At 44.1% G+C, this 15,796-nt stretch carries 16 protein-coding genes; 7 read left to right on the top strand and 9 right to left on the bottom strand.

Annotated features, from left to right (window positions below; all coding sequences use genetic code 11):
* Positions 1 to 18: 18 nt before the first annotated feature.
* Positions 19 to 1,428 (top strand): FAD-dependent oxidoreductase, encoded by a 1,410-nt coding sequence (locus JX580_RS01065; protein ID WP_248850964.1) that lies wholly within the window; start codon positions 19 to 21, stop codon positions 1,426 to 1,428.
* 186 nt (positions 1,429 to 1,614) lie between these two features.
* Here the strand turns inward: JX580_RS01065 and JX580_RS01060 are convergent, their stop codons facing one another.
* Positions 1,615 to 2,688 carry an NADP oxidoreductase gene (locus JX580_RS01060; protein ID WP_248850963.1) on the bottom strand — a complete coding sequence of 358 codons (1,074 nt, stop codon included), beginning with the start codon at positions 2,686 to 2,688 and terminating at the stop codon, positions 1,615 to 1,617.
* Between the two features lie 13 nt (positions 2,689 to 2,701).
* The gene (locus tag JX580_RS01055; protein ID WP_248850962.1) at positions 2,702 to 3,229 is read right to left on the bottom strand and encodes a hypothetical protein; all 528 of its coding nucleotides are present in this window, start codon (positions 3,227 to 3,229) and stop codon (positions 2,702 to 2,704) included.
* A gap of 352 nt (positions 3,230 to 3,581) precedes the next feature.
* Between JX580_RS01055 and pyrE the strand changes: the two genes are divergently transcribed.
* On the top strand, positions 3,582 to 4,220 hold the full coding sequence (gene pyrE, locus JX580_RS01050; RefSeq protein ID WP_248850961.1) for an orotate phosphoribosyltransferase: 639 nt from the start codon (positions 3,582 to 3,584) through the stop codon (positions 4,218 to 4,220).
* Positions 4,221 to 4,766, top strand: a complete 546-nt coding sequence (locus JX580_RS01045; RefSeq protein ID WP_248850960.1) for a SixA phosphatase family protein — start codon at positions 4,221 to 4,223, stop codon at positions 4,764 to 4,766.
* A 2-nt stretch (positions 4,767 to 4,768) separates the two neighbouring features.
* Here the strand turns inward: JX580_RS01045 and JX580_RS01040 are convergent, their stop codons facing one another.
* Together JX580_RS01040 and argB are read right to left on the bottom strand one after the other, a co-directional pair.
* Complete coding sequence (locus JX580_RS01040) at positions 4,769 to 5,530, bottom strand: sulfite exporter TauE/SafE family protein (RefSeq protein ID WP_248850959.1); 762 nt, start codon at positions 5,528 to 5,530, stop codon at positions 4,769 to 4,771.
* A gap of 77 nt (positions 5,531 to 5,607) precedes the next feature.
* Entirely contained in the window at positions 5,608 to 6,522 is a 915-nt protein-coding gene (gene argB / locus JX580_RS01035) for an acetylglutamate kinase (RefSeq protein ID WP_248850958.1), read from the bottom strand.
* A gap of 78 nt (positions 6,523 to 6,600) precedes the next feature.
* On the opposite strand from argB, the gene JX580_RS01030 reads away from it, so the two are divergent.
* The gene (locus JX580_RS01030) at positions 6,601 to 7,113 is read left to right on the top strand and encodes a hypothetical protein (protein ID WP_248850957.1); all 513 of its coding nucleotides are present in this window, start codon (positions 6,601 to 6,603) and stop codon (positions 7,111 to 7,113) included.
* 30 nt (positions 7,114 to 7,143) lie between these two features.
* Here the strand turns inward: JX580_RS01030 and JX580_RS01025 are convergent, their stop codons facing one another.
* From JX580_RS01025 to JX580_RS01015, 3 genes are read right to left on the bottom strand one after another with little or no spacing between them, the layout of a single operon-like run.
* Entirely contained in the window at positions 7,144 to 7,629 is a 486-nt protein-coding gene (locus JX580_RS01025) for a YajQ family cyclic di-GMP-binding protein (RefSeq protein ID WP_248850956.1), read from the bottom strand.
* A gap of 34 nt (positions 7,630 to 7,663) precedes the next feature.
* Positions 7,664 to 7,909 (bottom strand): DUF4282 domain-containing protein, encoded by a 246-nt coding sequence (locus JX580_RS01020; RefSeq protein ID WP_248850955.1) that lies wholly within the window; start codon positions 7,907 to 7,909, stop codon positions 7,664 to 7,666.
* The gene (locus JX580_RS01015; RefSeq protein ID WP_248850954.1) at positions 7,902 to 8,822 is read right to left on the bottom strand and encodes a DMT family transporter; all 921 of its coding nucleotides are present in this window, start codon (positions 8,820 to 8,822) and stop codon (positions 7,902 to 7,904) included. Before JX580_RS01015 ends, JX580_RS01020 begins: the two co-directional genes overlap by 8 nt.
* A 149-nt stretch (positions 8,823 to 8,971) precedes the next feature.
* On the opposite strand from JX580_RS01015, the gene JX580_RS01010 reads away from it, so the two are divergent.
* From JX580_RS01010 to JX580_RS01000, 3 genes are all read left to right on the top strand, one after another.
* Positions 8,972 to 11,215, top strand: a complete 2,244-nt coding sequence (locus JX580_RS01010) for an arginine/lysine/ornithine decarboxylase (protein ID WP_248850953.1) — start codon at positions 8,972 to 8,974, stop codon at positions 11,213 to 11,215.
* 120 nt (positions 11,216 to 11,335) lie between these two features.
* Positions 11,336 to 12,754 (top strand): ATP-binding protein, encoded by a 1,419-nt coding sequence (locus JX580_RS01005; RefSeq protein ID WP_248850952.1) that lies wholly within the window; start codon positions 11,336 to 11,338, stop codon positions 12,752 to 12,754.
* A 14-nt stretch (positions 12,755 to 12,768) separates the two neighbouring features.
* Positions 12,769 to 13,440, top strand: a complete 672-nt coding sequence (locus tag JX580_RS01000) for a response regulator (protein ID WP_248850951.1) — start codon at positions 12,769 to 12,771, stop codon at positions 13,438 to 13,440.
* Here JX580_RS01000 and JX580_RS00995 read toward each other — a convergent pair.
* The gene (locus tag JX580_RS00995) at positions 13,437 to 14,663 is read right to left on the bottom strand and encodes a TIGR03862 family flavoprotein (RefSeq protein WP_248850950.1); all 1,227 of its coding nucleotides are present in this window, start codon (positions 14,661 to 14,663) and stop codon (positions 13,437 to 13,439) included. The genes JX580_RS01000 and JX580_RS00995 overlap by 4 nt on opposite strands.
* An 81-nt stretch (positions 14,664 to 14,744) precedes the next feature.
* Entirely contained in the window at positions 14,745 to 15,788 is a 1,044-nt protein-coding gene (locus JX580_RS00990) for an MBL fold metallo-hydrolase (RefSeq protein ID WP_248850949.1), read from the bottom strand.
* Positions 15,789 to 15,796 lie beyond the last annotated feature (8 nt).

Here is a 15,796-nt window from a genome sequence, read left to right as displayed (position 1 = left end):
CCTGAAAGGAACACTAAAATGCCAAATGTTAGACAATTTTTAGAACTGGATCGCCAATTACCCAATAAATTGGCTGCCAATGATCGCAAACAAAACTTTGAAGAAATCTACAGTGGATTTGACCCTGCAGCCGCGATGGCGCAGGCGGACCGCTGTTTGCACTGCGGCAACCCCTATTGCGAGTGGGCGTGCCCAGTCCACAATTACATCCCCAACTGGTTGAAGCTGGTTGCCGAGGGCAATGTCATGGAAGCGGTTGAGCTATCGCACAAAACCAACTCCTTACCGGAAATGTGTGGCCGCATCTGCCCGCAAGATCGCTTATGTGAACAAGCCTGTACCCTAAATGATACCAACTTCGGAGCCGTTACGATTGGGGCGGTGGAAAAGTATATTACCGATACCGCCATCGCATCGGGCTGGACACCGGATTTATCCGATGTGGTCAAAACCGATAAAAAAGTCGCCATTGTTGGCGCAGGGCCTGCGGGATTAGCCGCGGCAGATATTTTGATTCGTAACGGTGTTCAACCCGTCGTTTTTGATAAACAGCCGGAAATTGGTGGCTTACTGACCTTTGGTATCCCACAATTTAAACTGGACAAAGAACTGATTAAATATCGCCGTAGTGTATTTGAGAAAATGGGCGTTGAATTCCGCTTGGGAATTGAAATTGGCAAAGATATTCAGTTTGCCGACCTGATCAATCAGTATGATGCGGTTTTCCTCGGCATGGGAACCTATAAGCCGATGATGGGTGGCTTCCCGGGTGAAGACTTACCGGGCGTATATAAGGCACTGGATTTCTTGGTCGGCAATGTTAAAAACGAGCTAGGCTATGAACAAACACCCGAGCCATTTGTCAGTATGCAAGGTAAGCGTGTCGTCGTGCTGGGCGGTGGTGACACCACGATGGACTGCACACGCACCTCCATTCGCCAGGGTGCGAATGAAGTCTATTGTGTTTATCGTCGTGACGAAGCCAATATGCCCGGCTCACGCGCCGAAGTCGCCAACGCAAAAGAAGAAGGCGTGCAGTTTAAGTTTAACCTAGCACCCGTTGAAATTATCGGTAACGGCAAGGTTGAGGGTATTAAAGTCATCGAAACACGCCTGGGTGAACCGGATGCGAATGGCCGTCGTCGTGCCGAAACCGTCGCGGGTAGCGAAAAAGTGATTGACTGTGACGCGGTAATTGTCGCGTTTGGTTTCCAGCCGAATCCACCGGCTTGGTTCCAAGACTTTGGTATTCAGGTTAATAATTGGCAGGGTGTCATTGCGTCGGAGAGCAGTCTATACCCTTTCCAAACCACCAATCCAAAAGTATTTGCGGGCGGTGACATGGTAAGAGGTTCAAGTCTGGTAGTTCATGCGATTGCCGAAGCTCGTACGGCGGCAGAAGGTATTTTAGACTTCCTTGAAGTTTAAAATACCCAGTTTATGAGACAAAAAAGGCACAGATATGTGCCTTTTTTATTTAAACTAAAGTAACGCAGGGCAGGGTTTTCACAAGATCGCTTTTAAAGGCGATCCCACTACCCGCTGAGAACGCATTTGTTTTGACATTAGAAAAAAACAGGAGGACTGCAATTTTGTGACCTGTTAAAACTAGAACTAATAAACATCCAACTGAATACGTTTTAACTGCTTTGCCTCTAACCAGGCCTGGTCAGCCGCCTCGATCTCCCAGTTATACTGCTTGCACCAAACCAATTTAATTGCCTGCTCTATCCCTTTTGCTAAACCCGTCTTATCCCCGCAAACATACAAGGTCGCACCCGCTTGCCATAACTCAAGCCAGCTTTGATTCTGTAACAGTAAATCCTGTACATAAGACTTATGAACTTGATCGCGTGAAAAGACCGTCAACAAATCAAGAGCACCCTGTTGCTGCCAAGCCTCAAGCATTGACTGACACAAAAAGCGACTAGCTCGATGAGTTTCACCAAAATAAAGCAGGTTTTTGGAGTGTGCGCCCTCCATGATTCGTTGTTGCATAAAGCCAATAAACGGTGCTAGACCCGTGCCTGCCGCCATCATAACAATCGGAGTATTCAAAGATTCCGGAACTCGAAAATGCGGATTAGGCTTAATTTCAACTTGTAATAAATCACCCAGTCGAACCTGAGACATGAAGTCCGATGTCACCCCAACCCGCTGCCTATCCTCTCGCTGAAAACGAATAGCCTTATACAACAGATGAATTTCATCGGGATAAGCTAAGGGCGAACTGGCAATCGAATAATAACGAGGCGCAAGCGGGCTTAGCAAGGCTAAGAACTCAACACCTAACTCACAGAGATCAGGAAAAGCTATTAACAAATCAACAATATCGCGGTTCTGAGCATAGGCTTGCATTTCAGCGCGAGACGACCAGGCCTGGTAGTTATATTGTCGAACTAATTTATTTAAGATAGCTGGATCAAGCAATGTCAGCTCAAGATAATCGGTTAAAGCCTGCTCTACCGTAACCTCTCCTTGACGTCGTAGAGAAACTAAATGATTGGGCTGCAAACCCAACATACCCATTAAGCGGGTAACCAACGAAGAGGGATTTTTACCCTTTACAGTCAACCAATCACCCGCTTGATAATCAAGCTTCTGATCAGCTTTTAGCTTTAGAAGAAAACTCGGCGCATCCTTATCAAAAGGCGTTAAGTTTATTTGGTCTAATACACTCAGCAACATTTAAAACTAAAATTCAAGCACGAAAATAATCTATCGCAATCATTACCAAGGGCGCACTGACTAAAATCGTAACGGCAGACATTAAGCCTGCAATCAAACCAATACCCAAATGAGGCAAAAAATTATTTTGTTTAATTTCGACCTGTTCGATTTGGCGTTCTACGCCATTCAGAATGTCCAGTTGTCGCTTTAAAAGTGCATTTAGGGTTTGGATTTGTTTAAAAAGTAACTTCTGTTCGTCCTCAAATTGAGTTTTAGATTTGCGTGTAAATTGGTCAATCGCGCGCGTTTGTCGTCCCATATCACGCAGTTGCTCATTTAACTGACCAATCGATGCATCCATTTGACGCACCAGATTCTCTATCGCTTCTTTGTCTTGCTTTAACCAATCAAAGTCAGCAGGCAACATATCGGACATATCTAAATCACTAAAAAAACTCTCATTAGTTGATTTAGGGGCCGCTCTATTTCGCCGCATTGCCTGTTCAAGTAACGCACTTTTTGAGCCGAGTGGTTCGACCGTCCTCATATCAATGGCCATGCTACTTTCCTTTGATGTTTTAAAATGTTAAAGCTTTGCAAAATGCTTTGATTAACTTGCAACTATTCATTTAAGTCGTCACGAGGTTACAAACTACTTATATATCAGGGGCTAGACAATACGAGCAAAACTTATACCAATCAAAAATTTACATAATTACAATCGTTTTTGTATTCTAGCAGAAAAAATTTAAACACTCAGTAAGAAAGCCACTATTTCTGCATAAATTAAGCCCGTAAACCACATAAATAAACAAATACCAAAAGACTAAACTATAAACTCGAAAATACTTGCACCACCTAATCACCCCCTTTATGATTAGATTTTTAATTTAACAAGGTTCAATACACAAATGCAGCGTAATCAGTTTATCGACTTTATCCGTGAAGTCGGCGTCTTGAAATGGGGCGAATTCACACTTAAATCAGGCCGTATCAGCCCCTATTTCTTCAATGCAGGGTTATTTAATACAGGGGCTCACCTTGACCAACTTTCAAAGGCTTATGCTGATGCCATTGCTGAGTCAGGTGTCGAATTTGATGTACTATTTGGCCCAGCCTACAAGGGAATCCCTCTTGCAGCGACCACCAGCGTCGCACTTGCACGAGATCATGGCATCAATAAACCCTATGCCTTTAACCGCAAAGAAATCAAGGATCATGGCGAAGGCGGACAAATTGTCGGTCATGCGTTAAAGGGGAAAATTTTAATCATTGACGACGTGATTACCGCTGGAACGGCTATTCGTGAATCAATTGACCTAATCCACCAACACGGTGCCACACCTGCAGGCGTAGTTGTCGCTTTGGATAGGATGGAACGTGGTCAAGGGGCTCACTCGGCGATTCAAGAAGTAGAACAACAATATGGATTACCCGTCATGAGTATTCTTAATCTAAACGACCTGATCAACTACTTAAGTCAAAGCAGTGACAATCCAGATGCACTTAAAGCAATGCAAGCTTACCGCGATAGCTATGGCGTGAAATAATTGACGAACCTAAACGCCTCAAAAGTGCGGCAGCTTTTACTCTGGCGCCATGCAAAATCAGACTGGTCGAACCCGCAGTTAATCGACCACGACCGACCGCTTGCCCCAAGGGGTAAGCGTGCTGCTAAAATGATAGCTCGCTGGATTATTGAAAATGATCGGCTACCAGACAAAATTTTATGCTCTTCTGCAAAACGAACTCAGCAAACTCTAAAACGACTTGAAAACGCCCTACCCGCTCTTCAGTTTGACCTAGTAGCTGAACTCTATCATGCAGAAATCGAAACCCTGTTGGAAATGATCGAAAATACAGACCCAACCGTTAAACGCCTGATGCTGGTTGGCCATAACCCTGGATTTGAGGCGCTGGTATTAGCGCTTCAAAAACGAGAAAACGGGCTTGAACTAAGCAGTGAAAAGATCATGCCAACCGGTGCCATAGCCGAGTTTAACTGGCTAGGCAACTGGTCGGATGGGCTTAATAGCGATATTCAGTTACAACAGATCATACGCCCGCGTGACTTAATCCACAGCAGTCAAGGATAAAATCACACAAACCAGGCCTGGTAAATCAATGCCAAGCCTACCATGACGGTAATCAGTTCAAATGCCCGCTTCACCAAACGATTGCCCTTAACAATTGAGAGATGCGCTCCTAAATAGCCGCCAATAAGCGAACCCAGAATCAGAGCCGGCAACCAACTCCACTGTATATCACCCAGTAAACCTAGCGTTAACGCACCGGTACCATTCCAGAATATCCCCACCAAAACCAAGGTATAAGCCACGGCCGCTTTATAATCTAGACCAAACCAACGCACCAGCCATAAAGTCACAAACAAGCCTGTGCCGGAGGTTAATGAGCCATTTAATACGCCAATGAATAAAATCATGGCGCCACCAATAAAATAGCCCACCCATTCACGGTTTTGATGCTTGGAAACTTGACCCAGTTCAGGTTTTAGCCATGAATACACCCCCAAACTCAAGGTTAACACCCCTAACGCCAGCGTCGCTAAACGCTCATCCACCTGTAAAATCCAACTAGCGCCCAATACCACGCCCGGTAAACCGCAGGCAAGAATAAACAACGCAAAACGCCAATCAAGCGTTGAACTTCGCCAATGTCGTGCCGTTGCCCCCAAACCTAAAAAGACACTGGCAACTTTATGCGTCGCTAACGCAACACCAAACGGCAAACCTAAAAAAAGTAAAGCCGGTAACTGTAGCAACCCCGCACCACCCCCTGCCAAGGCTGACAAAAGATTCGCCACCAAAGAAATGACGAACAAAATAATTTGATCTAACAAGCAAACTCCAGCGCATAAAAATAAAAAACCAGGCAGGGTTTTACACCAGGCCTGGTTTAGCAAACAAAATAGACCGCTTATCGGGCAGTAATGAGTGTACCGACACCTTCATCAGTAAAGACTTCAAGCATTACCGCATGATCAACACGGCCATCGACAATATGTGCCGCCTTAACTCCACCCTGAACCGCATCTAATGCACATTGAATTTTAGGTAACATGCCGCCATAAATGGTGCCGTCCGCAATCAACTCATCGACCATTTTGGCATTCAACCCGGTGAGTAATTCACCCTGTTTATTCAACAAGCCTGCGGTATTAGTCAATAACATTAACTTTTCTGCTTGCAGCGCTTCAGCAACCTTACCCGCCACTAGATCGGCATTGATATTATAAGAACACCCCTGTTCATCAACACCAACGGGGGCAATGACCGGTATAAAATCACCTTGAATCAGCATATCAATCACACCGGTATTGATTCTTGAAACCTCACCGACGTGACCTATGTCAATAATTTCAGGTGCATCCATATCAGGGGTATGTTTGGTCACCTTTAATTTCTTGGCCATAATCAAATTGCCATCCTTACCGGTTAAACCTACCGAATTACCGCCATGCTGGTGGATCAGGTTAACAATCTCTTTGTTAACCAATCCACCCAGCACCATCTCAACAATATCCATGGTTTCGGTATCGGTAACCCGCATCCCTTGAACAAACTCTGACTCCTTACCAACTCGTTTCAGCAAATCACCAATTTGAGGGCCGCCGCCATGCACCACCACCGGATTCATACCAACCAATTTCATCAACACAATATCGCGTGCAAAACTTGCCATCAGATGATCTTCAGTCATCGCATTACCACCATACTTAACCACAATCGTTTTGCCGGAAAATCGTTGGATATAAGGAAGGGCTTCGGCTAACACCGAAGCGATGTTTTGCGCTTGGTCTTTATTTAGATTCATGGTTTTTTGCACTCTCATGGCCAGTTCGCCTGTTAATTGGTTAATGAAAATGGTATTTTACCTAGAATTAATGCAAATAATATAGGAACTCAAAAAATGCGTCTATTCGCTGGCCTAATTCTCTTAGCTTTACTTAGTGCTTGCGCCAGCAAGCCAACTAAAAACACAGGAGCCATTCAATTTCATAGCCAAGAACAAGCCATAGCAACCCTAGCCCAGGCACTCGAAGACGAAGGATTTATTACCAAACCGCTTAACAGTCAGCAACTAGAAGTTTTTTATGGCAACCATGCTTACATTATGGAACCACGCATCCGCCCCAACCAGCTTAGCAGAATCATCGTAAGTCAGGTCTATCCTGTTAAACCGCAACATATCAATAATCCTGAGTTATTTGTTACCTTGTCACGTCTTAACAACCATTTAACCTGTGCTAAATACCTTATGCAACCGGGTAACAAGGCGGCAGAAGTTCAATCATCCATCACTTTCATTGATGAAAAGTTGGACATTCGAGAAGTGACTTTATTTATGAATTGGATGCAAACAAGTGTCCAGAATGCCAGTTCATTAGTTCCTCCTGGCACGCTGGATATGTTTGAATTTTAGCTTTGGTTTGAACGAAACCTAAAGTGGTCTCTAATCACGGAAATTATTAAACTGCAAAGGACGCTCAAAATCCTCTTGAGCCTTCAATAACGCAATGGCTTCTTGCAAGTCATCGCGTTTTTTTCCGGTTACACGCACAGAATCACCTTGAATCTGTGCCTGAACTTTTAACTTGGCATCTTTCAACAACTTAATAATTTTTTTGGCTACGGGTGCATCTAAACCTTGATGAACAATCACACTCTGCTTCGCAGTTTTAAGTTGAACATCAGGCTCTTTTAGTTCTATTGCACGTAAATCAATACCGCGCTTGCTCAGCTTAGAAGTTAATACGTTATACATTTGATCAAGTTGAAATTCAGACTCCGTGTTCATTTTGATCTCTAACTCTTTTAGCTCAAAATATGAATCCGTTCCCTTAAAATCAAACCGAGTAGTTACTTCCTTATTGGCCTGATCCACCGCATTGGTGAGCTCATGTTTATCCACTTCTGAAACAATATCAAATGAAGGCATACCTTTTTCCTTTAAAGCCAAATCCGATATTTTATCAATCTTGGGCTTTATCAGTCATTTTTTTAAGGTTGTCATTAATTTTAAACAAAACAATTAACAGTTCGCACCATATTCTGACGCCAATCGCCCCAAAAACAATAATCAACAACCCCATAATAAAACTCTGTGCAAACATCGCCCCTACACCGGATATCACCACCAAGCCAAGTAGCAACCAATAGACCGCTGTAATAATTTTTGGGGTTAACATCGCATCAAAAAAGAATATAGATTTAATCACGTAACGCCTCCTTCTTAGGTCGTTTAACTGTCAAAATACCGACGCCGATCATGACCAACACAAAGCCAAAAAAATGTGAGTAGGTAAAAGGCTCTGCCAAAATCCAAACAGCCAAAGCCACCGTAAATAGCGGACCCAGACTACCTACAATTCCAGTTTGCGCAGGACCCAATCGTGCAATCGCTTCAGAGATCATAAAGCTTGGAATCACCGTACTAAAGATCGCTAATAAAAATGTCCAAAGTAGTATATCGGCATTCAATGTAAATTGGCTAAAATCCAACCTAAAACTAAAAAATATAATGACCCAGATACAGGCTGCAATCATCGCCCAACTCGTAAACCATTGACTACCCACCTCAGCAATGAGTTTTCGACTGAACAAAACATAAAATGCAAAACTCAAGGCAGCCAAAGCCACTAACATGGTTCCAAACGCCACACCCTCGCCATAAAAACTGGCCTCTTGAGCGTAGATTAACCAAATTCCCAGATAAGAAAAAATCAAGGCTATTACAATTTTTCGAGTTAAAGCTTGCTTAAAAAATAAAGCACCCAGTATTGCCACCATAATCGGATAGGTGAACAAGGTTAAGCGCTCCAACTGGGCTGAAATAAGTTCTAGACCCAATAAATCAAGCCAAGAGGATAAAAAATAACCGACAAACCCAAGCGCAATCAGTTTAAGCCAAAGCCCTAAAGGTTGCTGCCTAGCTTTAGCAGGGTGTTGATGCCAGAGCCACCAAGCAATAGCTGCATAAACCGGTAATGCCATTAACATTCTTAGCAGCATCACGCTATCCGCATCTGAACCTGCTTGATAAGCCAATTTAATAAAGATCGACTTAATTGAAAACAATAAAGTCCCCGTAACCGCTAGCAAAAACCCTACCCAATAATAATGCGCTGTCACGCTCGCTTCCTTAATTTATAAATTAATTTGATAAGTAGGTCTATTTTATTTGTTGATTAGCAAAACTTTCATTTAATTTAAGAAACTGTTTTGTATAATGCAAAGTCAAAAGGTAATTTATTCACGCGGTAACAAGGAAGCGCTGACTTATGAAATTTCGTTTTCCCGTCGTCATTATTGATGAAGATTTTCGTTCTGAAAACGCCTCTGGGCTTGGCGTTCGTGCACTAGCAGAAGCCATTGAAAAAGAAGGGCTAGAAACCCTAGGCGTAACCAGTTTTGGCGATACAGCAATGATTGCACAGCAGCAAAACCGTGCATCCTGCTTTATTCTCTCGATTGACGACGACGAGTTTACTGATGAAACCCTTAAAGATGGTGCGATTGAAAAGCTTAGACTGTTTGTAGGCGAAATCCGTCATCGTAATGCTGACATTCCGATTTTCTTGTATGGAGAAACCCGCACTTCACGCCATATTCCGAATGATGTCCTCAAAGAACTGCATGGCTTTATCCATATGTTTGAAGACACCCCCGAATTTGTCGCGCGTCATATCATCCGTGAAGCACGGGTATATCTTGAAGGCCTACCCCCTCCCTTTTTTCGTGCGCTCACGGCCTATGCAGCAGATGGTTCCTACTCTTGGCATTGCCCTGGGCATTCAGGGGGTGTCGCCTTTCTTAAAAGCCCGGTGGGGCAAATGTTTCATCAGTTTTTTGGTGAAAACATGCTGCGCGCCGATGTATGTAATGCGGTAGATGAACTGGGACAGCTTTTAGATCACACCGGTGCGGTCGCCGCTTCTGAACAAAATGCTGCGCGTATTTTTGGTGCGGATCATCTTTTCTTTGTAACTAACGGCACCTCAACCTCCAACAAAATCGTTTGGCACGCTAACGTAGCGGATGATGACATTGTCGTGGTTGACCGCAACTGTCACAAGTCAGTACTTCATTCAATCATTATGACGGGTGCGGTACCGGTGTTCTTAATGCCAACACGCAACCACTTTGGCATTATTGGGCCGATTCCAAAATCCGAGTTTAGTCCTGAAACGATCCGAGAAAAAATCAAAGCCAACCCTTTGGTGAAAGACGTCAATGCCAAACCTCAAATGCTAACAATTACCCAAAGCACCTATGATGGCATCTTGTACAACGTTGATACTATTAAGAAAACCCTTGGCGAATCAATCGAAAACCTACATTTCGATGAGGCGTGGCTACCCCATGCCACCTTCCACGAATTCTACAAAGGCATGCATGCGATTGGCCGTGACACCAATCGCTCAGAAGGCCCTATGGTTTATGCCTGTCAATCGACTCACAAGCTGCTCGCGGGCTTAAGTCAAGCCAGCCAAATCTTAGTGCAAGAATCAGATAAGCGCCACTTAGATCGTGGGCGTTTTAACGAAGCCTATTTAATGCATGTATCAACCAGTCCACAATATGCCATTATTGCCAGCTGCGACGTTGCCGCAGCAATGATGGAGCCACCAGGAGGCACGTCACTGGTCGAGGAATCCATTGCCGAAGCCCTCGACTTCCGTCGTGCCATGCGTAAAGTGGATGAGGAATTTGGTGACTCTTGGTGGTTCAAGGTCTGGGGACCCGATCAATTAGCTGATGAAGGCATTGGGGAGCGTGATGATTGGATGTTACGAGCCGATGATGACTGGCATGGTTTTGATAATGTTGTCAATAACTTCAATATGCTTGACCCCATTAAGGCCACCATCATTACACCAGGCCTAGCAGTAAATGGTAACTTTTCAGACAATGGCATTCCTGCTGCCATAGTAACGCGTTACTTGTCTGAACATGGCGTTATTGTTGAAAAAACCGGGCTCTACTCTTTCTTTATTATGTTCACCATTGGTATTACCAAAGGCCGCTGGAATACGCTGGTAACTGCACTTCAACAATTTAAAGACGACTATGATCGCAACATGCCACTATGGCGGGTTTTGCCCGGGTTTATTGCTAAATATCCCCGCTATGAGCGTATTGGATTAAAAGATTTGTGTGATTCTATTCATGGTATGTATCGTGAAAATGACGTCGCGCGACTCACTACAGAAATGTACACCTCACATATGGAACCTGCGATGAAACCTGCAGACGCCTATGCAAAAATGGTGCACAACCAAATTGAACGTGTTGAAGTGGACGACCTTGAAGGTCGGATTACGTCGGTGCTGCTAACACCTTACCCACCTGGTATTCCGCTGTTAATCCCTGGAGAAAGGGTTAATAAAAAAATATTGGATTATTTACGTTTTGCGCAAAACTTTAATGAAAAATTCCCCGGCTTTGAAACAGACATTCATGGTTTGGTTCAAGAAGAGAGGGATGGCAAACTGATTTATGCCATGGATTGTGTCAAACTATAAACGCAAGTAGCCAATCAAAAAAGCCCGCATCACTGCGGGTTTTTTGCTATTTAAAACTAAGGTATTCGCTGTTTTTACTCAATTTACTTGCCTATCAGGAGTAGAATTTTGTATTTATTAATGACGAAATCAATTATGCTCAACTTTAAATTCAAGCTGATTGCCCTGTCTTTAGTTTTTGGCCTACTCCTTGTAATGGGAACGGTGACCACCAATCACTATATGCTAAAAAATAGCCTGATCGAATATGTCGATCAGCGTGACCAGCAACACCTTAAACGCATCAAGAACAATATCCAATTTGTATTGGAAGAAAAAGGTCAAGACAATCTCAGCTTTATTGACATGATCACTTGGAAAAAAATTGTAGCGGTATCAACACGGGTTGACTTTACAGAAACCTTTGTGCCGGTAGATATGTTTCTGCAATACCCTTTTTCCGAATTTAAGCAACGCCACCCAGACCTTGCAGAACAGCGCTTAAGCCTGGTAGATACTAACCAGGCCTGCATGTTTGGTCGCCCTACCGAAGAACGTACTCTTTATATTCCAATTGAAATTAACAATCAAACGATTGGGTATATTGGATATAGTCACAGAGCGGAGCTTACAGAAGCTATCGATATCCAACTGGCCGAAAGACAACGTGCATTGTTGACGGTCGGCGTCATTATTGTCGTACTTCTATCCGGTCTGCTGCTTCTGCCTTTTGGTCACTACTTCATCAAACCCATTCAATCTATTACCGAAGGAATGCGCCAACTTACTTCCGGGCACTTTGATACGCGCCTTGAAGTGAACCGCCGAGACGAGTTAGGCCAGCTACAGCAAGACTTTAATCAATTGGCAATAAGTCTTGAAAAAAACCTGCAAAGTCGCAACCAATGGATTGCTGATATTTCACACGAACTGCGCACCCCTCTAACGATTTTACGGGGAGATATTGAAGCACTTCGCGATGGTGTCCGCCCCCTGAACAGCGACAACTTAGATTTACTTCACAGCGAAGTATTGCACCTAAATCGTTTGGTTGATGACCTTTACCAAATTACGCTAAGCGATGTGGGCGGCCTACAATATCAAATGGTGCCATTGGAATTTGGATTGCTGCTAAAACAAACCCTTGAACCTTTCCATTACCTTGCGAAAGAAAAGGGATTAAGATTAATCGTAAATCTGCCCAAAGAGCCGATTAAAATCTGTGGTGATGCCGACCGTTTACAACAAATGATCACCAACTTGGTTAACAACAGCATCGCTTATACTGATGCCCCGGGGCAAATTAAACTGTCCTTGTTCAAAACCAATAAACAACTTAAACTTGCGATTGAAGACTCAGCACCGGGAGTCAGCGATGAAGCGCTGGCGCGTTTGTTTGAACGTTTTTATCGCGCAGAAGCATCCCGAAACCGCCGATTTGGTGGAGCGGGAATTGGGTTAGCCTTAGTAGAACAAATTGTCCAAGCACATCAAGGCACTATTAGTGCCGATAAAAGTTCGATGGGCGGGCTTCTTATTCAAATTGAATTGCCCTTGTAGGCAGGAGAAACGTGATGAACATTCTTATTATCGAAGACGAAAAACGTATTGCAGATCTATTAACTGATTATTTAAAAATGAGTGACTACCAAGTTTCTCATTTAAACACTGGGATCAATGCAGTTGAAACGATCAAAGAAACCCAACCTGATCTAGTTCTACTCGATATTATGCTTCCCGGCATGGATGGCTTAGAAATCTGCAAACAAGTCCGTAAAACGTCTCAAGTACCGATCATCATGGTCTCTGCCAGAGTTGAAGAACTCGATAGAATACTCGGTCTAGAAATTGGAGCAGATGACTATATTTGCAAACCTTTCAGCCCTCGTGAAGTGGTGGCACGAGTAAAAGCCGTGCTAAGACGCCACTATGAACTGCAAGCGCCAACCGACTGGCTACTCGATGAATCACGCTCTCAAGTTCAATACCAACAAAAAAGTGTCGCCCTAACTTCGGTTGAGTTTGCGCTATTCCATGTACTGTTTGAACACCCAGGACAAATTTTTTCACGCACCCAACTGATGAGTCGGATCTATCAAGACGGCCGAGTAGTATCTGATCGTACCGTTGACAGCCATATTAAAAAATTACGACAAAAACTGCACCAGGCCTGGCCAGATGATGAAGTCATCCACTCAGTCTATGGTATAGGTTATAAGTTTGAAATTCTTGAAAACGAATCCTAGTAGCTTGTCGGCTTTAAGCCCAATTGATTCAGTAAACTTTTAGAAACAAAACGAGCTTGCGCCAATACAGCGGTTAACAAATAACCACCGGTTGGCGCTTCCCAATCCAACATCTCCCCGACCGCAAAACAGCCAGGATAACCACTAATTTCACCCTCTGGCGTTAAGCTATCAAACTTCAGACCACCCGCACTGCTAATCGCTTCAGTGACTGGGCGCGGCTTAAGCAAGGTCAACGGATAACACTTAAGCAATGCAACTGAATCAACTGGATCATGCAACCGCTCAGGTGTTAATTTCTCTCGCAACAAACCAAGCCGAATGGCATCTATACCCGCACGTTTAAAAACATTCGACAATGACAACTTAGTTCGCGGCTTGGCCAGTCGCTGCAACAAATCTGCGGCCGTGCAATCCGGCATCAAATCAAGCGATACCTGCAGACTTTCATTTGCTAACAATGCGTCTCGAATTGGGCGAGACAATGCGTAAATCAAGCTGCCCTCAATACCCTGCTCGGTTATTAAACACTCGCCCTTTTGTAACCAGGCCTGGTTATTGTGCGTCTTAACCTCTAAACGCACCGACTTCAAAGGCTGCCCTGCAAACCTTTCCTTAAACACCGGAGACCAACTCACATCAAACCCGCAATTTGCCGGCAAAAATGGACTAATTTGCTCCAAAGAAAAGGCCTTAACCCATTCACCATTTGAACCCAAATTCGGCCAACTAGCGCCCCCCAATGCCAAGATGCATCGATCAGCCTCAATTAGCTTTTCACCCAGCGGAGTGTGAAAAACCAATGATTTTTGATACCACCCCTGCCAGCGATAACGCATCGAAAAATCTACGCCCTGGCGACGCAATCGCCGAAGCCAAGCTCGCAAAAGCGGCGCAGCCTTCATATCCTGCGGATAAACTCTACCAGAGCTGCCCACAAAAGTAGAAATGCCAAAACCCTCAACCCAAGCTCGCACCGCATGAGGTGGAAAGTCAAGAATCCATGACTCCAGCTTCTCTCTATCAGTTCCATAAGCCGCCAAAAAATCCTCAAGAGGCTGCGCATGAGTGATATTTAAACCACCCCGACCGGCCTGCAAAAACTTGCGCCCAACCGAAGGCATTGCATCATAAATGGTGACCTTCAGTTCAGGGTGTTTTGACAGGATCTCAGCAGCCATTAAACCACCCGGTCCGCCACCAATAATTGCAATCTGCTTCATCTTCATTCTCAAAGTTTTTGAGCATTATAACGAAAAAGCCCCGAATAAATCGGGGCTTTAGACGATTTGTCAGATATCCAATTAATCTACCGCATTACCCAAATCAAGGCCTCTTAACTCACGATAAATATGACGTGCATTACCTGCATAAGTCTGTGCATAAACCTCACGATGACTAAACTGAGATTGATCAATATTTTCTGCATCACGCAGGCTACCACCCTGACCAATCACTTCTTGAACCTTTTTATGCATCCATTTTAAATAGTCATAAGTATCACGTTTGACTGTCGCCATATCAGTAGGCACACCATGACCCGGTACAATAATGGTGCCTTCTGGTGTAAAGTCCATAAACCGTTCAAAAGTCTTAACCCAAGCTTGGGTATCCGTATAGCTAAATAAGGCAAGCATGCGACTTTCATAAGCATTATCACCGGGGAAGATCACATTTCGCGATGGAACGTAAACCGTGGTTGAACCCGGTGTATGGCCTTTTCCAAAATAAAGAAGCTGAACTTTCTCGCCACCACCAACATCAATTTCCATCTTGTCATCAAACACGGTAAAGTGTTCAGAAATATCATAAGCCGGTGCTGTCAGTTGGTAACCCACTGCATTAGACCAACGCTCCTTGATAATATCCCAGCTTGCACTAAAGTCTGCATGCGCTTGACGATTAGAATAGAAGTTACGCACGCCCATGTCATACCAATAACTTGAACCAAGATGAGCATGGCCTTGATGATTTTCCACTGCAACCCATTTTACTGGCTTATTAGTATGGAGCTTGATACGCTCATGCAAGGCCTTGGCAAGCGCAGGGTTAGCACCTCCATTTAAAACAAACACGCCATCTTCAAAGATAATGAAACTGAGGTTATTATTCAAACCAAAGTTACTGGGGTTATGCCAAATTAAGCTACCAACCACGGTATAAACGCCGTCCGTTACCTTTACTTCTTCAGGAATGTGCGCGCGCGGCCCTAAATAACCAGCTTGGCGCTCTGCTCGTTCAAGCTCCGCAATATAATGCCTGAGTGCATTAGCTAATGGATCGCTAGCTAAAGCTGCGCCAGAACCCATTAAGGCTGCGCCTCCAAATAAAAACTGTCTTCTTTTCATGGTATCGT

This window comes from Thiomicrospira microaerophila (assembly GCF_023278225.1).
Taxonomy (GTDB): Bacteria; Pseudomonadota; Gammaproteobacteria; order Thiomicrospirales; family Thiomicrospiraceae; genus Thiomicrospira; species Thiomicrospira microaerophila_A.
The sequence above is the reverse complement of the archived record's forward strand: the minus strand, read 5'-3'. Positions and strand labels throughout refer to the sequence as shown.